This is a genomic window from Spirosoma knui (assembly GCF_054780635.1).
In genome coordinates this window covers 1-18,625 of sequence record NZ_BAAGVY010000007.1, presented here as the reverse complement: position 1 = coordinate 18,625, position 18,625 = coordinate 1, and the positions used below count along the sequence as shown (strand labels likewise).

The 18,625-nt window shown below is 47.7% G+C and carries 18 protein-coding genes; 16 read left to right on the top strand and 2 right to left on the bottom strand.

Translation table 11 applies throughout. The features are described from left to right. Positions 1 to 59: 59 nt before the first annotated feature. The gene (locus tag ACYVIY_RS15440; RefSeq protein WP_460977270.1) at positions 60 to 1,262 is read left to right on the top strand and encodes an AGE family epimerase/isomerase; all 1,203 of its coding nucleotides are present in this window, start codon (positions 60 to 62) and stop codon (positions 1,260 to 1,262) included. 15 nt (positions 1,263 to 1,277) lie between these two features. Here the strand turns inward: ACYVIY_RS15440 and ACYVIY_RS15435 are convergent, their stop codons facing one another. Next, positions 1,278 to 1,847, bottom strand: a complete 570-nt coding sequence (locus tag ACYVIY_RS15435; protein WP_460977269.1) for a hypothetical protein — start codon at positions 1,845 to 1,847, stop codon at positions 1,278 to 1,280. Between the two features lie 60 nt (positions 1,848 to 1,907). After that, positions 1,908 to 2,717, bottom strand: coding sequence for an N-acetylmuramic acid 6-phosphate etherase (gene murQ / locus ACYVIY_RS15430; RefSeq protein WP_460977268.1), 810 nt, complete (start codon positions 2,715 to 2,717; stop codon positions 1,908 to 1,910). A gap of 125 nt (positions 2,718 to 2,842) precedes the next feature. Here murQ and ilvD point away from each other — a divergent pair, with 125 nt between their 5' ends. The 15 genes from ilvD (at position 2,843) to ACYVIY_RS15355 (ending at position 18,450) form a co-directional block, all read left to right on the top strand. Beyond that, a complete protein-coding gene (ilvD, locus tag ACYVIY_RS15425; protein ID WP_460977267.1) occupies positions 2,843 to 4,543 on the top strand; it encodes a dihydroxy-acid dehydratase in 1,701 nt (566 codons plus the stop codon). 50 nt (positions 4,544 to 4,593) lie between these two features. Further along, on the top strand, positions 4,594 to 6,339 hold the full coding sequence (gene ilvB, locus ACYVIY_RS15420; RefSeq protein WP_460977266.1) for a biosynthetic-type acetolactate synthase large subunit: 1,746 nt from the start codon (positions 4,594 to 4,596) through the stop codon (positions 6,337 to 6,339). Positions 6,340 to 6,425: 86 nt separating this feature from the next. Then, the gene (ilvN, locus tag ACYVIY_RS15415; protein WP_460977265.1) at positions 6,426 to 6,959 is read left to right on the top strand and encodes an acetolactate synthase small subunit; all 534 of its coding nucleotides are present in this window, start codon (positions 6,426 to 6,428) and stop codon (positions 6,957 to 6,959) included. 41 nt (positions 6,960 to 7,000) lie between these two features. Beyond that, positions 7,001 to 8,044, top strand: a complete 1,044-nt coding sequence (gene ilvC / locus ACYVIY_RS15410) for a ketol-acid reductoisomerase (RefSeq protein ID WP_460977264.1) — start codon at positions 7,001 to 7,003, stop codon at positions 8,042 to 8,044. A gap of 64 nt (positions 8,045 to 8,108) precedes the next feature. Continuing rightward, positions 8,109 to 8,684 (top strand): O-methyltransferase, encoded by a 576-nt coding sequence (locus tag ACYVIY_RS15405; protein WP_460977263.1) that lies wholly within the window; start codon positions 8,109 to 8,111, stop codon positions 8,682 to 8,684. A gap of 41 nt (positions 8,685 to 8,725) precedes the next feature. After that, a complete protein-coding gene (gene ilvA / locus ACYVIY_RS15400; RefSeq protein ID WP_460977262.1) occupies positions 8,726 to 10,000 on the top strand; it encodes a threonine ammonia-lyase IlvA in 1,275 nt (424 codons plus the stop codon). Between the two features lie 12 nt (positions 10,001 to 10,012). Continuing rightward, entirely contained in the window at positions 10,013 to 10,249 is a 237-nt protein-coding gene (locus tag ACYVIY_RS15395; RefSeq protein WP_460977261.1) for a DUF433 domain-containing protein, read from the top strand. Beyond that, positions 10,233 to 10,559: a DUF5615 family PIN-like protein gene (locus ACYVIY_RS15390; protein ID WP_460977260.1), complete on the top strand. Its 327-nt coding sequence runs from the start codon at positions 10,233 to 10,235 to the stop codon at positions 10,557 to 10,559. The genes ACYVIY_RS15395 and ACYVIY_RS15390 overlap by 17 nt, the downstream gene beginning before the upstream one ends. A 128-nt stretch (positions 10,560 to 10,687) precedes the next feature. After that, entirely contained in the window at positions 10,688 to 11,548 is an 861-nt protein-coding gene (locus tag ACYVIY_RS15385) for a helix-turn-helix transcriptional regulator (protein ID WP_460977259.1), read from the top strand. A 128-nt stretch (positions 11,549 to 11,676) separates the two neighbouring features. Then, positions 11,677 to 13,083 carry a 3-isopropylmalate dehydratase large subunit gene (gene leuC, locus ACYVIY_RS15380; protein WP_460977258.1) on the top strand — a complete coding sequence of 469 codons (1,407 nt, stop codon included), beginning with the start codon at positions 11,677 to 11,679 and terminating at the stop codon, positions 13,081 to 13,083. A 112-nt stretch (positions 13,084 to 13,195) separates the two neighbouring features. Next, positions 13,196 to 13,792 carry a 3-isopropylmalate dehydratase small subunit gene (leuD, locus tag ACYVIY_RS15375; protein WP_460977257.1) on the top strand — a complete coding sequence of 199 codons (597 nt, stop codon included), beginning with the start codon at positions 13,196 to 13,198 and terminating at the stop codon, positions 13,790 to 13,792. A gap of 82 nt (positions 13,793 to 13,874) precedes the next feature. Next, a complete protein-coding gene (locus tag ACYVIY_RS15370; protein WP_460977256.1) occupies positions 13,875 to 15,395 on the top strand; it encodes an alpha-isopropylmalate synthase regulatory domain-containing protein in 1,521 nt (506 codons plus the stop codon). 1 nt (position 15,396) lies between these two features. Then, positions 15,397 to 16,476 carry a 3-isopropylmalate dehydrogenase gene (gene leuB / locus ACYVIY_RS15365; protein ID WP_460977255.1) on the top strand — a complete coding sequence of 360 codons (1,080 nt, stop codon included), beginning with the start codon at positions 15,397 to 15,399 and terminating at the stop codon, positions 16,474 to 16,476. Between the two features lie 252 nt (positions 16,477 to 16,728). Further along, positions 16,729 to 17,868: a 2-isopropylmalate synthase gene (locus ACYVIY_RS15360; protein WP_460977254.1), complete on the top strand. Its 1,140-nt coding sequence runs from the start codon at positions 16,729 to 16,731 to the stop codon at positions 17,866 to 17,868. Positions 17,869 to 17,982: 114 nt separating this feature from the next. Beyond that, complete coding sequence (locus tag ACYVIY_RS15355) at positions 17,983 to 18,450, top strand: hypothetical protein (protein WP_460977253.1); 468 nt, start codon at positions 17,983 to 17,985, stop codon at positions 18,448 to 18,450. Positions 18,451 to 18,625: the final 175 nt, after the last annotated feature.

Genomic DNA, 18,625 nt, shown 5'->3' with positions numbered 1-18,625 from the left:
GCACGGAAACGGGGTTGGACTGATGCATCAGTCCAACCCCGTTTTATATATTTACGGGTATGCTGAATTTTCAAAAGCTCTCCGCTGACTATCAACAGGCATTATTACGTCAGGCTGTGCCCTTCTGGCTCAAGAACGGCTGCGACAAACAATGCGGGGGGTATTTTGATCTGTTGTCAGCTACCGGCGAACCGATTCAGGGAGACAAATTCGTCGCCTTGCAGGCTCAGCAGGCTTGGGCTTTCGCCTGGCTCTACAACTCGTTCGATGGACAGCCGAACTGGTTGACACATGCCCGGCACGGAATTGAGTTTCTGAGCCAGTTTGCTCACGATGATACGTTAAATTGTTACGCACAGCTCGATCGCCGTGGCCGTCCTGTAGCTCCGCACACGAGTATTGTTCCCGATAGCTTCGTGGTGATGGCCTATAATCAGTTTTACCAAGCAACCGGTGAAGATGAGTGGGCACGACTGGCAAAACAGACCTTCACTACGTTATTGAACCGTTGGGATTCGGTACGACTCGGGCAAACGCAGGACCTAGGTGGTTTCCGGCACGTATGGCACATAAGCGAGCCGACAACGGCGCTTAAGGCCTTACTTGAGTTAAAGCCCTTATTCGATGAAGAGGAGTGGAAAGAGACGGTAGAAATTATTCTGCAACGGCTGCTGCGTGAATTTCTGGACCGACGTACCGACACCTTACGGGAATACATTCTGCCCGAAGGTGGATTTGTGAATACGCCCGAAGGTCGTCGATTGAGTGTTGGACTGGTCTTTCAAACGGCGGGGTTTCTGCTCGATTTATGCGCTGAAAGTGGCAACCGGAAGTTAGCCATTCAGGTAACGGCCTGGTGCCTTAAACTGTGTGAACAAGCGTGGGACGAAGCGTTTAACGGCCTGAGCGAGTGTATCGACATCAAAGGTGAACCACTCGTTATACCAGTTGCGACGGGGAAATGGGCCTGGGTACAACTTGAAGCCATTACGTCTTTACTGAAAGGCTACTTCTATACGCATCATCCTGACTGCCCCAAATGGTTTAAACGTATCCATGATTATACGTTTGAAGCTTTTCCCGATCCGAAACAGACAGGCTGGCACCTGGCGGTTGATACGTACAAACAACCGCTGCTCAACGCAAAAGCGATTCCAACCGTAGGTTGTTTCTCCTTTATCCGGTGCCTTGCCGAAACCGCTCAGTTGTTAACGAAGTGCGGGCAGTTACAACCCGTAGGCAGACATGTCCGTGTTGTCTAAGTTGAATTTGCTGCGTTAACGTAACGAAAGAACAGTAAACTCATCCTCATCTGCGGTCACTAACAAGAAACTCGCAATTGTGTCTTCCAGCAGCGTTCGGTCAACGTCAAACTGATGACTTCCAGCTTCAATAAAACGAGTAAGCAACGTAGCTTGACGGGTCGTATGAATCGCATCAAGCTGGTACAAATCGACTGTTAACCGACAGGCTTGACGGGCAACTATACAGAGCTGGATCGTTTCCGATTGTTCACAGCTTACGCTAACTAGCCGATTAGTCTCAACAGGCTTAGCGGCCAGCGTTGCCGTAATCTGTCTTACGAGTAATGGAATAATGGGGGCAAGTCCGTCAACGAAATGCACGCCTGGATGCTGGCCTTTAAAATTTCTTTTCAGCTCCGCTTTCGCATCTTCATCGACACCCCGCCCAAACGCAATCAAATCAAAATCGGCCGCATTAAAATCCTGATCAGCTTGTTCGACAAGACTGGTCATTTGTACAAGCATCTTTTCGTTGATCAATGCATCAGCGAGTGCCGACAGCACCCCGGGATTACGACCAATCAACAATACCTTTTTATTCATGCTTTCTAGTTCATTATAAAAAGGCAGTCGTTGTTCAGACCAAAATATTGCAGGAGCGGCTTACGAATTATTCTGCGTATAGTTGTCAATAGCCCCCCGCACATTGCCGTATTTTTCTAATAAGGATTCGGCTTCTTCCCGACTGACACCGATCTCGCTCATAACCATTTTAGCGGCTCGATCTTGTAGTTTAACATTCGTCAATTGCATATCCACCATCTTGTTGCCCTTAACCCGGCCAAGCTGAATCATAACCGACGTAGAAATCATGTTTAACACCAGTTTTTGCGCTGTCCCCGCCTTCATACGTGTGCTCCCCGTAACGAATTCCGGGCCAACCACTACCTCAACCGGAAACTCAGCCGCCTGAGCAACAGCCGAACCTGCATTACAAACAATGCAACCTGTCAGTAATCCAGCCGCCCGAGCCTGCTGTAGACCACCAATTACGTAAGGTGTCCGACCGGAGGCTGCAATACCAATTACGGTATCATTAGGATTGGGTTCATACGGAGCAATGTCTTTCCAGGCCTGTTCGGCATCATCTTCGGCAAATTCTACCGCTTTCCGAATTGCCCCATCTCCACCGGCCATAATGCCAATCACTAAATCAAATGGAACGCCGTAGGTAGGTGGACATTCTGAGGCATCAACTACGCCCAGGCGCCCACTAGTACCAGCTCCTATATAGATCAAGCGACCGCCTGCTTTCATCCGCTTGACAATTTCAGTGACAAGTGCCTCAATTTGAGGTAAAGACTTCTCTACGGCATCTGGTACTGTTTTGTCTTCCTTATTAATGTTCACGAGCAAGTCATGAACAGACATTTGCTCCAAGTGATCGTAATGCGAGGTGGTTTCGGTTGTCATATCCCAAAAGTAAAAGCTATACTTTTTATCTGATAAATAATTAATCTTTTCTTGCCTTTTTGGTTTAGATGATTTTCCTTTACGGCGTTATTACACTTACAGCGAAATTTCGCTAGCAGTAGAGAATGATAGTCGAACAGCCTACAACCGCTTTAAATCGCTTTAGCCGTACGTTAACTCAAGAGGTTAGTAACCCGGCCGCTCAAGCAATGCTATATGGTATTGGTTTAACCGAAGAGGATATGCAAAAACCTCAAATCGGAATTGCTAGTACCGGATATGAAGGTAACACCTGTAACATGCACTTAAACGGACTATCCGTTTATGTGAAACAGGGAGTACAAGCGAACGGGTTGATTGGACTAATTTTCAACACAATTGGTGTTTCTGACGGTATGACCAACGGGAATGATGGCATGCGCTATTCATTACCCAGTCGTGACCTCATCGCTGATTCTATTGAGTCGGTTGTTTCGGCCCAGTGGTACGATGGCGTAGTGACCGTTGTAGGATGCGACAAAAACATGCCTGGAGCCGTTATGGCCATGGCCCGGCTCGACCGGCCCGGTATTATGGTGTACGGCGGCACAATTCGTTCGGGTCATTATAAAGGTCAAAAACTGGATATCGTTTCGGCATTTGAAGCGCTGGGCAAAAAGTACGCGAACAACATTTCCGACGAAGATTTCAAAGGCGTTGTTCAGAATGCTATTCCGGGCGCTGGTGCCTGTGGTGGTATGTACACGGCCAACACAATGGCCAGCAGTATCGAAGCAATGGGTTTAAGCCTGCCGTTCAGCAGTAGCTACCCAGCTACGCACGAAGGCAAGCAGGAAGAATGCAAGAAGATAGGAGCCGCTATGCGGGTGCTGCTGGAACGTAACATCACCCCGCGCGATATTATCACCCGCAAATCGCTTGAAAACGCTTTTACGGTGGTAATGGCCCTTGGCGGCTCTACCAATGCGGTACTGCATTACCTGGCTATTGCACGAGCTGTAGATATTCCCTTAACCCTCGATGAGATTCAGGCCATTAGCGACCGGGTTCCTCTGCTCGCTGACCTGAAGCCAAGCGGAAAATATTACATGGAAGATCTGCTGGCGATTGGTGGCGTACCGGCGGTTACCAAATATTTATACGAGCAAGGTATGATCCATGGCGATTGCATGACCGTTACAGGTAAAACAGTCGCCGAGAATCTGGCTGAAGCTCCTAATCTCGAGTTTGAGAACCAGAAAATTGTATTTCCGTTATCGCAGCCGATTAAGGCCACGGGGCATATCCAGGTTCTACGTGGTAATCTGGCACCGACCGGTTCGGTAGCTAAAATCACGGGCAAAGAAGGCGAACGTTTTGAAGGAACGGCGAAGGTATGTGAGCACGAAGGCGAAGTGATCGATGCCTTACAAAAAGGAGAAATTTTGCCGGGTCAGGTGATCGTTATTCGAAATGCTGGGCCAAAAGGTGGGCCAGGCATGAGCGAGATGCTAAAGCCTACCTCTGCTATAATCGGAGCAGGACTGGGTGATAAGGTCGCCTTAATTACAGACGGACGTTTTTCAGGGGGCACGCACGGATTTGTGGTGGGGCACGTTACCCCAGAAGCCTATGAAGGCGGCCCCATTGCCTTAGTACAAAACGGCGATAAAATCACCATCGATACCATTGGACGGGAAATGACATTACATGTTTCTGACCAAGAGTTAGAAGAACGTCGCAGCCGCTGGGTGCAGCCCGCTCCGCGCTTCACGAAAGGCGTATTAGGCAAATACATACGCAACGTGAAGTCAGCGAGCGAAGGTTGCGTAACCGACGAAGACTGAACACTCGCAACAAGAACAACAAACTAAACGAACTTAAAACAAGCAGCGTCATGGAAGCAGTAACCAGCGTTATGCCGCAAACTCAGGAGACAACTCCAGTTCCTACTTATATCAACGGTTCTCAGGCGCTCATGAGAGCCCTGGTAGCCGAAGGTGTAGATACCATTTTTGGCTATCCGGGCGGAGCGATTATGCCCGTTTATGACGCCTTATATGATTTCCAGGACGAGCTGAATCATATTTTGGTACGTCATGAACAGGGGGCTGCTCATGCCGCCGAAGGATACGCCCGCGTTACTGGCAAAGCTGGTGTTTGTTTAGTGACCTCAGGGCCCGGCGCAACAAACTTGGTGACAGGTATCGCCGATGCGTTGATCGACTCTACCCCCATGGTCTGCATTGTAGGCCAGGTAGCCAAGAAGCTTTTGGGTACTGATGCCTTTCAGGAAGCCGACGTAATGGGCGTTACCATGCCCATCACTAAATGGAACTATCAAATTACCAGCGCCGACGAAGTAGCGGATGTATTATCGAAAGCGTTTTACATCGCTCAGTCGGGTCGGCCAGGACCGGTGTTAATTGATATTACGAAGAGTGCCCAGTTGGAGCTGATGACAAAGCCCTTCTCTTATGAGCGTTGTCAGTCAATCGTTAGTTACCGCCCTCGTCGCATACCCAAACAAGACCAGATTGAAGCCGCGGCTGCGCTCATTAACAGTGCAAAACGGCCTTATCTTTTAGTTGGACATGGTGTACAGATTGCTAAAGCCGAAGCCGAGCTCCTCGCTTTTGCCGAAAAAACCGGAATTCCAGTAGCTACTACTTTACTTGGTCAATCAACAATTCCAACGAACCACCCGCTTTACGTCGGTTGGCTAGGCATGCATGGTAACTACGGTCCGAACGTAATGACGGACGAAGCTGATGTAGTCATCGCCATCGGTATGCGTTTCGACGATCGCGTGACGGGCGACGCCAGCAAGTACATCAAGCAGGCAAAAGTTATTCATATCGAGATTGACCCGGCAGAAATTGACAAAATCATTCGGGCTGACGCACCGGTGGTGGGCGATGCCAAAGAAGCCTTAAAAGCTCTTTTGCCACTCGTTAACCCAAACGATCATACGGTATGGCGCAACGAATTCCGGAAATACGACGCGATTGAGAACGAAGCTATCACGGTTCCAGAGCTGACTAATGCCGACGGTAAGCTCCGTATGGCAGAGGTCATCGACATGCTGTCAAAAAAGACGAAGGGGGAAGCTGTGCTTGTTACCGACGTAGGACAGCACCAGATGATGGCATCACGTTACTATCAATTCCGCCGTCCTAACAGTCTTGTGACGTCAGGCGGTATGGGCACCATGGGCTTTGCCTTACCCGCAGCGTTCGGCGCTCAGGTTGGCGCACCGGACCGTCAGGTAGTGGCAATCATTGGCGATGGCTGCTTTCAGATGACCTTACAGGAGTTGGGCACTATTGTTCAGAATAAACAGCCGGTTAAAGCTGTCATCTTGAATAACAACTTCTTAGGAATGGTACGACAGTGGCAGCAATTGTTTCACGAACGGCGGTACTCTTTCGTTGAGTTACAGAATCCAGACTTTATCACGATCGCGAGAGGATTTGGTATGGATGGACACACCTGTAACGAACGGTGTGATCTTTCAGCCTCGCTCGACAAAATGCTGGCCCACGATGGCCCATATCTGCTCGAAGTGGTTGTTGAAAAGGAGGAAAACGTCTTTCCTATGGTGCCTGCCGGAGCCAGTGTATCACAGATTCGATTAAAATAGTCATTCGCTACGTGTCATTTATGGTCATTTGGTTAGCTCATAGCAACACGACCAATGACGTTGAATGACAACTTAATGACCTTAAAATGACGACCTACACGATTTGCATATTCACGGAAAACACGATCGGCCTGCTTAACCGCATCACGATCATTTTCACGCGCCGTCGCATCAATATTGAAAGTTTGACCGTATCAGAAACCGAGCGAAAAGGTATATCACGGTTTACGATCGTCATCAAGCACGAGTCACGCGAGGAGGTAGAAAAACTAGTACGGCAAATACGTAAAATCGTCGAGGTGTTGGCCGTATTTGGCTATCTGAACGATGAGATTGTCTATAACGAAATCGCCTTGTTCAAAATATCGACTCCACTTGGTGGCAAGTCGCTCGATGTCGAAACGATCAACAAGCAGTATAAAGCCTGGGTCGTGTATTGGGGACTGGATTATGTAGTGATTGAAAAGACGGGGAGCGACACAGAGATCTTTGATTTTTTCGCTTACCTCAAGCAGTACGAAATCCTGGAGTTTGTGCGGTCTGGCCGAGTAGCGGTCGGCAAAACAGAGAAAGGGTTAGTCGAGTACTTACCCGAGGCTGAATGGGCTTATTATCTGTAACTAATTAACCTGAAAAATAAGAAGACAAAAATCAATTAAATATGGCAACGATTAATTTCGGAGGGGTTGAAGAACAAGTTGTTACTCGGGAGGAATTCCCGCTGGAGAAAGCCCGTGAGGTGCTGGCTAATGAAGTAATTGCCGTTATCGGCTATGGCGTACAAGGACCCGGTCAATCGCTGAACATGCGCGACAATGGCTTTAATGTTATTGTTGGTCAGCGGAAAGGCAAAACCTATGACAAAGCAGTTGCTGACGGTTGGGTACCCGGCGAAACGCTGTTTGAGATTGAAGAAGCCCTCGAGCGTGGCACCATTATCTGTTTCCTACTCTCCGACGCTGCCCAGATTGAGCTTTGGCCTACGGTAAAAGCCGCACTTAAGCCTGGCAAATCATTGTATTTCTCGCATGGCTTCGGTGTTACGTATAAAGATCAAACGGGCATCGTTCCTCCTACTGATGTTGATGTATTCTTAGTAGCTCCTAAAGGCTCTGGTACATCGCTACGCCGGTTATTCGTAGAAGGCAAAGGCCTCAACTCTAGCTTTGCTGTCTATCAGGATGCATCGGGTCACGCTCGTGAAAAATGCATCGCTATGGGCATCGGCGTTGGTTCGGGCTACCTGTTCGAAACTGATTTCTATAAAGAGGTAACGTCTGACCTTACCGGCGAACGTGGTACGTTGATGGGCGCTATTCAAGGTATTTTCGCAGCTCAGTACGAAGTATTACGTGCTAATGGTCACAGTCCTTCAGAAGCATTCAACGAAACCGTTGAAGAACTGACCCAGTCACTCATGCCACTCGTCGCCGAGAACGGTATGGACTGGATGTACGCTAACTGTTCAACCACGGCGCAACGGGGTGCCCTCGACTGGTGGAAGCCTTTCCGCGATGCTACCAAGCCTGTATTTGAGCAGCTGTACAACTCGGTGAAAGCAGGTGAGCAGGCTAATATTTCGATCACCCGCAACTCGCAGCCAGACTACCGCGAAAAGCTTGAAACCGAACTGGCCGAGCTTCGTGAGTCAGAAATGTGGCAAGCTGGTAGCGCCGTTCGCGGCCTGCGTCCAGAGCGTAGCTAGTGTACCTTGTTTAGTTCTGTCGGGTAAGGTAACCCGACAGAACTAAATGATAACAAATTCAATCATGTCCGACGAAGTTACAATAGACATTCCAGCACACGCAACCATTGCAGCCGCTTCGGCTGATCTAGGATTTTCTATGAGCGTTGATGTGCAGGCAGCGTCACTTCTTCGGACACTAGCCCGCTCCAAACCAGGCGGCAAGTTTTTAGAGCTGGGTACCGGAACAGGCCTATCAACCGCTTGGCTCCTCGACGGTATGGACGAACGAGCAACGTTGTTATCAGTCGACAATGATGCGGCCTGTCAGGCGGTAGCTCAACAGCATCTGGGCACTGACCATCGGTTAACTTTAGTGTGCCAGGACGGCGAAGAATGGCTGGCTACTACTACCGAAACTTTCGACTTCATTTTTGCCGACACTTGGGCGGGTAAGTATCTACAGCTCGACAAAGCTCTTTCTATTCTGAATCCGGGCGGGTTATACATCATCGACGATATGCTTCCGCAGCCGAACTGGCCCGAAGGTCACCAGGCTAAAGCAGACCGATTGGTAGCCGAACTGGATCAGCGGACAGACCTGATTTTAACAAAGCTGGCCTGGTCTACCGGCATAGTTATCGTGACGAAGAAGGGCTGACGAAGTTTTCGTATTTTTGTAGAATACGGAACAACGAACTGATGAGCACTGAAACCGGCGTCAACAAGCTAATTACCCTTCCTGATCTTGACAACATCTACTTGGCGGCTGATCGGCTCAGGGGCGTAGCCACGCATACGCCTTTACAGGAAAATATCAACCTGTCGGACCGTTACGGAGCAAACATTTTCTTAAAGCGAGAGGATTTACAGGTAGTACGCTCTTATAAAATCAGAGGGGCTTACAACAAAATGGCCAGCCTACCGGCCGAAGCTTTAGCTAAAGGAGTAGTGTGCGCCAGTGCTGGCAACCACGCGCAGGGGCTAGCCTACGCTTGTCGAAAAATGGGGGTGCGCGGCCGCATCTTCATGCCCACCACTACACCCAATCAGAAAGTAAAACAGGTAAAGCTTTTCGGAAAAGAGTTCGTAGAAGTGGTACTGACGGGCGATACGTATGACGATGCGTACCACGCAGCCATTGATTACGTAAACACTCACGACAGCACCTTTGTCCACCCCTTCGACGACTTACAGGTTATGGAAGGCCAGGGCACGGTTGGCTTAGAGATTTTCAAAGACTCTAACTTCAAGATCGACTACCTGCTGATGGCCATTGGCGGGGGTGGGTTGGCGTCGGGCGTATCGACTGTATTTAAGCAGCTAAGCCCGAGAACCAAGCTGATTGGGGTTGAGCCACTGGGTTCGCCATCGATGAAAGTAGCCATAGACGAAGGCCATGTTGTGACACTTACCGAAATCGACAAGTTTGTTGATGGAGCTGCGGTGAAGCGCGTTGGCGAAACAACGTTTGAAATCTGCCGCAAATACCTCGACCGCGTTCTTCTAGTGCCCGAAGGCAAAGTGTGCACGACGATTCTTCAACTTTACAACGAAGAAGCTATTGTGGCCGAACCCGCCGGTGCCCTAACGATTGCAGCCTTAGATTTCTTGAAAGACGAAATTCGTGGTAAGAACGTAGTCTGTTTAGTTGGTGGCGGCAATAACGACATTACCCGAACAGAAGAGATCAAAGAGCGCTCTTTGCTGTACGAAGGGCTTAAGCACTACTTTATCATTCGCTTTCCACAACGAGCCGGTGCCTTCCGTGACTTCCTGAACGTATTAGGCCCTACGGATGACATTAGTCGCTTCGAGTACGTCAAAAAAACAAACCGGGAAACCGGCCCCGCCGTAGTAGGCATCGAACTCAAACACCGCGAGGATTTTGAGCCCCTTATCCAGCGAATGCAAGAGCAAAACATCGCTTTTGAGTACCTAAACGACCAGCCTGATATATTTCAGTTTCTGGTGTAAACAAGCTGCTTTATGCAAAACCCTGTCACAATTGACCCAGATATTCAGTTTGGTACTCCAGTTTTTACGGGTACAAGGGTACCTGTAGAATCGCTATTTTGGCATTTAGAAAGCGGCATTTCTCTGGATGTCTTTTTAGATGAATTTCCCTCAGTAACTCGCGAACAGGCTGTAGCAGTATTAGATATGGCGGCTAAAGCATTTGGTTCAAATAAACTAGTATCATTAATTCATGAAATTGCTAATTGATGAGAACTTGCCTAAAGTACTAAAGCAGTATCTAACCGAACATGATGTATATACAGTACGCGATATGGGATGGCAGAGTAAGAAAAACGGCGAGCTACTAAAATTGATGCTGGCTGAGAGCTTTGATGTGTTAGTTACATTCGACAAGAACCTGAGATATCAGCAGAATTTTGCAAAATATCCAATAGCAGTACTAGTACTTAACGCCTTTGGAAACGCATTCCCATTTTTGGAACCTCTGATCCCCGCTATGCAAAAAGCTCTAAGCCAACCACTACCTGCTGGGGCAACTATTATTTCTCTATCATAAACACTGTTTCTCAACGGCTAGCTTTAGTCTATTAAATTCTCACCAAGCTAGCTCTATTAAGGCAAGGAGTACCATTGATTTACTTTGTAATTCACTTCGATGCACACGTTTAGTGGCTTTCTCTATTCATGCTCCGCGTTCCTTCGTCTATACAGCCTGATCAGTTTGAATCGTTGAGCATTCGGCGGTCCGATGCGTCAGAAATGACGTTTGTGGCGTATCGTAGCGACGTATATCCCGAACGGAACGAAGTTTTTTTTGAAGAGCATGCCGTTATTGTCGTGTTGGAGGGTGAGAAAAAATTTAGCTCGCCCACGCAAGAGCTGCATGTTAGAAAAGGGCAGATCCTGTTTTTCCAGCGCGGCTGCTATTCCATGAACGAATCTATCGATTCGAGCTACCGGAGCCTTGTCTTTTTCGTTAATGAAAAACTTTTAAAAGAATTCGTTGGGCAACATCTGAGTTTGTTTCAATCAGTACCCTCTCCGCTGCCGTCCGACTCAATCCTTTCGCTTACGTCGTCGCCTACGTTCGCCACCTTTATTAATTCACTGCTGCCTTACTTCGGCGCTAAAACACCTTTCCTGAATGAGTTACTACGTTTGAAGTTTCAGGAGTTATTGCTGCATTTATTCGAATTAGATACGTCTGGCCAGCTCAGAGCAATGCTGCTGCATATCTATCAGGGACAAAAGCCTGACCTTGATTACCTCATGCACACCTATCTTTTAAAACCATTGTCGATGAGTGAATTGTCTAGGCTTTCGGGCCGGAGTTTATCAGCTTTCAAGCGCGATTTTGAGGCCCATTTTCAGACCTCACCCGGCCAGTGGATTCGGAACAAACGCCTTGAACACGCTCACTTTCTACTCCGTAATACGGATAAAAACGTATCGGAAGTTAGTATGGAGATTGGTTACGAAAGCGTGTCTCACTTTATAAAAGCGTATAAGCAGCAATACGGTTTTACACCCAAACATAATGCCTGAACCAAAATCGCTATTTACTGGACGAATGCCGTGATTAGTGATCCAAGAATACCAGGCAATTTTGCACTTAGGATTCTCTGCCACAGCGATACCAGAGAACTACACCAGAAATAATATCCTCTACAGCTATGAGTACCCCAAAAACCCTATTCGATAAAGTATGGGATGCGCACGTTGTCCGGCAGATTGAAGATGGTCCGGATGTGCTGTTTATTGACCGCCATTTTATTCACGAAGTCACAAGCCCGGTAGCTTTCTTAGGCTTGGAAGGTCGGGGCGCATCTGTCTTGTTTTCAGGACGCACCTTTGCGACGGCCGACCATAATACGCCTACGCTTAATCAACACCTACCCGTCGCTGATCCATTGTCGGCAAATCAGTTGGCCGCCCTCGAACGTAATGCTACAGCACACGGCATTTCATATTGGGGCTTAGGGCACGAGAAAAACGGCATTGTACACGTAGTTGGCCCCGAAAATGGTATTACGTTACCCGGCATGACCATTGTGTGTGGCGACTCGCATACGTCAACCCACGGGGCGTTTGGCGCTATTGCCTTTGGTATCGGTACGTCGGAGGTTGAAATGGTGCTGGCGTCTCAGTGCATTATGCAGCCAAAGCCGAAGAAGATGCGCATAAGCGTCAACGGTAAATTAGGCAAAGGTGTATTACCTAAAGATGCTATCCTCTATATCATTTCGCAAATTTCGGCGAGTGGAGCCACAGGCTACTTTGTTGAATACGCCGGTGACGTATTCGAGAATATGACCATGGAAGGCCGGATGACGGTCTGCAACATGAGTATCGAGATGGGTGCCCGTGGTGGCATGATTGCGCCTGATCAGAAAACCCTCGATTATCTGAAAGGCCGCGAGTTGGCTCCCCAAGGCGAGCAGTGGGAAAAATTGGTTCCTTACTGGCAGACGCTTAAAACTGACGAAGGCGCTACGTTCGATGTTGACCTGACCTTCGATGCGGCTGATATTGAACCGCAAATTACATATGGAACCAACCCTGGTTTAGGTACAGGCGTAACCCGTCAAATCCCGATTGCAGAAGCAGTAAAAGATGGCGTTGCCAGCTATAAAAAGTCGTTGCAATACATGGGCTTCGCTGAAAATGAATCCATGATTGGCAAACCTGTTGATTTCGTCTTCCTCGGCAGTTGTACCAATGGACGTATTGAAGATTTCCGAGCCTTTGCATCGATTGTAAAAGGCCGTCAGAAAGCGGATAATGTAACGGCCTGGTTAGTTCCAGGATCGCACATTGTTGAAAAGCAGATTCAGGACGAGGGTATTCTTGATGTGCTGAAACAGGCTGGGTTTGAACTTCGTCAGCCAGGTTGTTCCGCTTGTTTGGCTATGAACGAAGATAAGATTCCGGCGGGCAAATACGCCGTTTCGACCTCAAACCGCAACTTCGAAGGTCGCCAGGGTCCAGGAGCTCGTACTTTGCTGGCTAGCCCACTGGTAGCAGCCGCGGCTGCCGTAACCGGCGTAGTAACTGATCCCCGTCAACTAATCTTAGAATAGTCCTTTGCTGCGCGTCATTAGATAGTCATTTATTGTTACTTGTCATTTTACGACTAATAACTACCAATGACTCTTCAATGACACGTAGCGCAATGGCAATGACCTTAAAACCATGGCTTACGATAAATTCACTATACTCCGCAGCACCGCCGTTCCGATGCCAATCGAGAACGTAGACACGGATCAAATCATCCCTGCCCGCTTCCTGAAAGCTACCGAGCGCAAAGGTTTCGGCGATAACCTCTTCCGCGACTGGCGTTATAACAACGACGATACGCCCAAAGCTGATTTTGTTTTAAACAATCCTACGTATTCAGGGAAGATTCTGGTTGGTGGTAAGAACTTCGGTAGCGGCTCAAGTCGCGAACACGCAGCCTGGGCGATCTATGACTATGGCTTCCGTTGCGTAGTGTCGAGTTTCTTCGCTGACATTTTTCGAAATAACTCGTTGAACATCGGTATTCTACCGGTGCAGGTCAGTCCAGAGTTTTTAGAGAAGATTTTTTCGGCTGTCGACGCTGATCCCGAGGCAGAACTAGAAGTAAACTTACCTGAGCAAACAATCACCTTGCTAGCAACCGGCGAGAGCGAGACGTTTGATATCAACGGCTATAAAAAACACAACCTCGTTAACGGCTACGACGACATTGATTATCTCTTATCGATGAAAAACGAAATCGCAGCCTTCGCCGAAACGCGACCTTTTTAAATGAGTGGATGAGCGAATGAGTGAAAGAGCGAAAATAAGGCTAACCACTCTTTTGCTCTTTCAGTCTTTCGCTCTTTAAATTATGACACGTCGCTACATTGAAATTATGGATACGACGCTCCGCGACGGTGAACAAACCAGTGGAGTATCGTTTTCAGCGTCGGAAAAACTTGCCCTGGCTCAGTTACTACTTACAGAAGTTAAAGTAGACCGGGTCGAAGTCGCTTCCGCTCGGGTATCGGCGGGAGAATTAGAAGCCGTTCAGCAAATCACAGGATGGGCAGCTAAAGCCGGTTTACTTGATAAAGTCGAAGTACTTACATTCGTCGATGGTCAGGCATCGCTCGACTGGATGCAGGCGTCCGGAGCGAAGGTCATGAATCTGCTCACAAAAGGCTCGCTTAACCATTTAACGCATCAGCTTAAGAAAACACCGCTAGAGCATTTTGATGACATCAAGGCGGTTATCGATCAAGCGCAGCAGCAAGGCCTACAGGTTAACGTATATCTCGAAGACTGGAGTAACGGGATGCGTAAATCGCCCGACTACGTACTACAGTATCTTGACTTTCTCGAAACGCAGCCGATCCGACGAGTGCTTCTACCGGACACACTAGGCGTGCTAACTCCGTCCGAAGCGTATCAGTTCATTCAGCAACTAGTAAGCCGTTATCCAAAGCTGCATTTTGATTTCCACGCCCATAACGATTACGATCTGAGCATCGCTAACGTCATGGAAGCTATTCGGGCGGGAGCTCATGGTGTACATTTGACGGTTAACGGACTGGGCGAACGAGCGGGTAATGCGCCTATGGCTAGTGCCATTGCTGTACTACGCGACTTCATGCCGGAGGTTAAAATGGGTGTAGTCGAAAAATCGCTTTATCAGGTCAGCAAAATTGTAGAGACGTTTTCAGGGCTACGTATTCCCGACAACAAGCCTGTTGTGGGCGACAATGTGTTTACCCAAACAGCAGGTATTCACGCCGACGGTGACAAGAAGAATAACTTATATTTCAATCCTCTTCTTCCCGAACGCTTTGGCCGAAAACGTAGCTACGCTTTGGGCAAAACCTCAGGGAAGGCAAACATTGAGAACAACCTTCGTGAGCTGGGTATTCAGCTATCGGAAGCTGACCTCAAGAAAGTGACGCAGCGCGTTATTGAGCTTGGTGACCAGAAAGAGGTAGTTACACGTGAGGATTTACCTTATGTTATCTCCGACGTATTAAATACTAATGCCATTGCCTCTCGCGTAGAGGTGCTCAATTATGTCCTGACGCATTCCAAAGACCTTAAACCATCAGCAACCTTACGGGTGCGTATTGCTGATGATCAGTTTGAAGAGAACGCGCAGGGTGATGGGCAATACGATGCGTTTATGAACGCTCTGAAGAAGATTTACTCTCGGATGAAACTGACGTTGCCCGAGCTGACGGATTATGCAGTACGTATCCCGACGGGCGGCCGTACTGACGCGCTTTGCGAGACCATTATTACCTGGAAACACAACAATCACGAATTTAAAACACGGGGCCTTGATTCCGACCAAACCGTTTCAGCAATTAAGGCGACCCAAAAAATGCTGAATACACTCGATTAACATGGCAAAAAAACACATTCTTGTCGTCCCTGGCGATGGCATTGGGGCTGAAGTAACCACCGTTGGTAAGCAAGTTCTAGAAGTAATCGCTAAAAAGTTCGGGCATGAATTCACCTACGATGAAGCCCTGATTGGCCACGTTGCTATTGAAGCTACTGGATCTCCCCTACCCGACGAAACCCTGACTAAAATGCGGGCGGCCGATGCTGTTCTGTTCGGAGCCGTAGGCCACCCCAAATATGATAATGACCCTTCAGCGAAAGTTCGGCCTGAGCAGGGTTTGCTGAAGATGCGCAAAGAGTTGGGCTTATACGCTAACCTACGTCCTATAAAGCTTTTCGATGAGTTGCTTGATGCATCCAGTATCAAACCAGAAATTCTGCGGGGAGCCGACATTCTATTCTTTCGAGAATTAACGGGTGATGTTTACTTTGGTAAGCGTGAACGACTCGACGAAGGCAATACGGCTTACGATACCATGATCTATAGTAAGTACGAGGTTGAACGTATTACGCGTAAAGCGTTTGAAGCGGCCCGTACCCGTAACAAACGGCTATGTTCGGTGGATAAGGCCAACGTATTGGAAAGCAGCCGTCTGTGGCGTGAAGTAGTGCAAGCCCTTGCTCCTGAATACCCTGACGTTACTGTCGAGCATCAATTTATTGACGCAGCCGCCATGTTGCTGATTAAAGACCCGAAACGCTTTGACGTAGTAGTTACGGGCAACCTTTTCGGCGATATTCTAACGGATGAAGCCAGTCAGATAGCTGGTTCTATGGGAATGCTGGCTTCTGCATCAGTTGGCGATAATACAGGTGTTTATGAGCCTATCCATGGATCGGCGCATGACATTACAGGTAAAGGTGTAGCAAATCCGCTAGCGTCTGTCCTCTCTGTTGCTTTGATGCTTGATATCTCTTTCGGAATGAAAGCCGAATCAGAAGCGGTTGTTAATGCCGTAGATAATGTATTGAAGAATGGTTATCGTACTCGTGATATAGCGAATGCAGGTACATCTTCTAAAATGATTTTGGGTACTGAGGCAATGGGGAATCAACTGTTATTACACTTAAGTGCTTAATAGACAGAAAGAGTATCATTTTTAAAAATTATGTTTTTACTTGCATAGTTTTTTAAAAGTCATATTTTTGTAGCGTATTTACGCATTCAGCGAATTTTCGCAAAGATAGTATGATATCAAATCTCCTTAATCATCTACAACGACTGTATGTCTTATTGTAAGAGAGAAGGAGACTTTATGTTCTTTTTAAGCCCTCTCTCTTAAGATAGGGCTTTTTTTATACAAACTAACCACCTGTAATCAATCAACCTAATGAGCCAACGAGTATTCATTTTTGACACCACTCTGCGAGACGGCGAACAAGTACCAGGCTGCCAGTTAACTACTGAAGAAAAAATCGTAGTGGCTAAAGAACTCGAACGCCTTGGAGTTGACGTTATTGAAGCAGGTTTCCCGATTTCAAGCCCAGGCGACTTTAAGTCGGTAGTGGAGATTTCTAAAGCCGTTACTGAGCCTACTGTATGCGCCCTCAGCCGAGCTGTTAAAGGCGATATCGATGCAGCTGGCGAAGCATTAAAGTGGGCGAAGCGAGGACGTATTCACACAGGTATCGGCTCTTCTGACATTCATATTCAGAATAAATTTGGCAGTACCCGCGAAAAGATTCTTGAGCAGGCAGTAGCAGCTGTTATACACGCTAAAACGTACGTAGAAGATGTAGAATTCTATGCCGAAGACGCCGGCCGCGCTAATCTCGAGTTTTTAGCAAAGCTTACAGAAGCTGTCATTGCAGCCGGAGCTACGGTCGTAAACATTCCGGATACAACTGGCTACTGCTTACCGGATGAGTACGGCAAGAAAATCGCTTACATCTATGAGCATGTGTCTAATGTACATCAGGCTACAATCTCAATTCATTGTCATAACGACCTAGGCTTAGCAACAGCTAACACACTGGCAGGTGTCATGAACGGTGCACGTCAGGTTGAAGTAACGATGAATGGCATTGGCGAACGCGCAGGTAACACGTCATTAGAAGAGGTTGTTATGGCGCTTAAAGTCCGCAAAGAACTTGGTTTCTACACAAATGTTGACTCAACGCGACTCTTTCCGGTAAGCAACTTAGTAGCTGAGATGATGCATATGCCCGTTCAGGCAAACAAAGCGATTGTCGGTCGAAACGCTTTTGCTCATTCGTCAGGCATTCATCAGGACGGTTTTCTAAAACACTCAGAAAACTATGAGATTATGAACCCTCAAGATGTAGGCGTTGACAAATCTTTGATAGTACTAACGGCTCGTAGTGGCAGACATGCTTTAAAACACCGGTTAGAGTTACTGGGATTCCGCTATGACAAGCCAACTTTAGATGGGATTTATACACGCTTCCTAGACATGGCTGACGTTCGTAAAGAAGTGAATGATAAGGATTTGATGGAGCTAGTGCGCTAACAAAGAAGCCTGTCGAATGACAGGCTTCTTTGTTAAATGCCTAACGAACAAAACGAACAAACACACTGTTCGACTCATATAGACTGAAGCTTGTCAACCAAAACAAACGCAGTAATGGCACGACCAACCCCTGAACTGATTGATGCTCTTCGACGGACAGCCCGCAATTTGCAAAATGGTGCGCCCTATCAATGGGGCCATATGGGCGGTTGCAATTGTGGCAATTTAGCTCAGGAGCTAACTAAGCTCAACAAAGATCAAATTCACAGCTACGCTATGCAGCGCTATGGCGATTGGAGTGAGCAGGTGGAGGATTACTGTTCAACTAGCCAAATGCCGATAGACCTTCTTATCAACGAAATGCTAAATGCAGGCTTGACGCTTGAAGATCTTAAGCATCTTGAGAAGCTAAATGACCGACAGGTATTAACTCGCCTTCCAATTGAGAAGCGTTTTCTCAAACACAATGTTCGTGATGACGTAGTAGCCTATATGAATGAGTGGGCTAATCTTTTAGAAGAACAATTATTAGCTAAGATTACATTGCCCGACTTCGAAGCACACAACATCGCTGCCTATTGAAGTTGTATAATTTCATCAATACAACACATACCAGAGATGCCCTCATTGGAGAATAAGGTCATCTCTGGTATAGCTTACCTCATCTACTCCCCTATAAACGAGAAGAGCCCACCCGCTAGGGTGAGCTCTCACTCGCTCAATGACATCAGGTGGCACCTTCCTACTCTCCCGCTTG

Coding starts and splice junctions, on each gene's coding strand:
- ACYVIY_RS15440 (WP_460977270.1), top strand. CDS start 60: ATGCTGAATTTTCAAAAGCTCTCCGCTGACTATCAACAGGCATTATTA.
- ACYVIY_RS15435 (WP_460977269.1), bottom strand. CDS start 1,847: ATGAATAAAAAGGTATTGTTGATTGGTCGTAATCCCGGGGTGCTGTCG.
- murQ (WP_460977268.1), bottom strand. CDS start 2,717: ATGACAACCGAAACCACCTCGCATTACGATCACTTGGAGCAAATGTCT.
- ilvD (WP_460977267.1), top strand. CDS start 2,843: ATGATAGTCGAACAGCCTACAACCGCTTTAAATCGCTTTAGCCGTACG.
- ilvB (WP_460977266.1), top strand. CDS start 4,594: ATGGAAGCAGTAACCAGCGTTATGCCGCAAACTCAGGAGACAACTCCA.
- ilvN (WP_460977265.1), top strand. CDS start 6,426: ATGACGACCTACACGATTTGCATATTCACGGAAAACACGATCGGCCTG.
- ilvC (WP_460977264.1), top strand. CDS start 7,001: ATGGCAACGATTAATTTCGGAGGGGTTGAAGAACAAGTTGTTACTCGG.
- ACYVIY_RS15405 (WP_460977263.1), top strand. CDS start 8,109: ATGTCCGACGAAGTTACAATAGACATTCCAGCACACGCAACCATTGCA.
- ilvA (WP_460977262.1), top strand. CDS start 8,726: ATGAGCACTGAAACCGGCGTCAACAAGCTAATTACCCTTCCTGATCTT.
- ACYVIY_RS15395 (WP_460977261.1), top strand. CDS start 10,013: ATGCAAAACCCTGTCACAATTGACCCAGATATTCAGTTTGGTACTCCA.
- ACYVIY_RS15390 (WP_460977260.1), top strand. CDS start 10,233: ATGAAATTGCTAATTGATGAGAACTTGCCTAAAGTACTAAAGCAGTAT.
- ACYVIY_RS15385 (WP_460977259.1), top strand. CDS start 10,688: ATGCTCCGCGTTCCTTCGTCTATACAGCCTGATCAGTTTGAATCGTTG.
- leuC (WP_460977258.1), top strand. CDS start 11,677: ATGAGTACCCCAAAAACCCTATTCGATAAAGTATGGGATGCGCACGTT.
- leuD (WP_460977257.1), top strand. CDS start 13,196: ATGGCTTACGATAAATTCACTATACTCCGCAGCACCGCCGTTCCGATG.
- ACYVIY_RS15370 (WP_460977256.1), top strand. CDS start 13,875: ATGACACGTCGCTACATTGAAATTATGGATACGACGCTCCGCGACGGT.
- leuB (WP_460977255.1), top strand. CDS start 15,397: ATGGCAAAAAAACACATTCTTGTCGTCCCTGGCGATGGCATTGGGGCT.
- ACYVIY_RS15360 (WP_460977254.1), top strand. CDS start 16,729: ATGAGCCAACGAGTATTCATTTTTGACACCACTCTGCGAGACGGCGAA.
- ACYVIY_RS15355 (WP_460977253.1), top strand. CDS start 17,983: ATGGCACGACCAACCCCTGAACTGATTGATGCTCTTCGACGGACAGCC.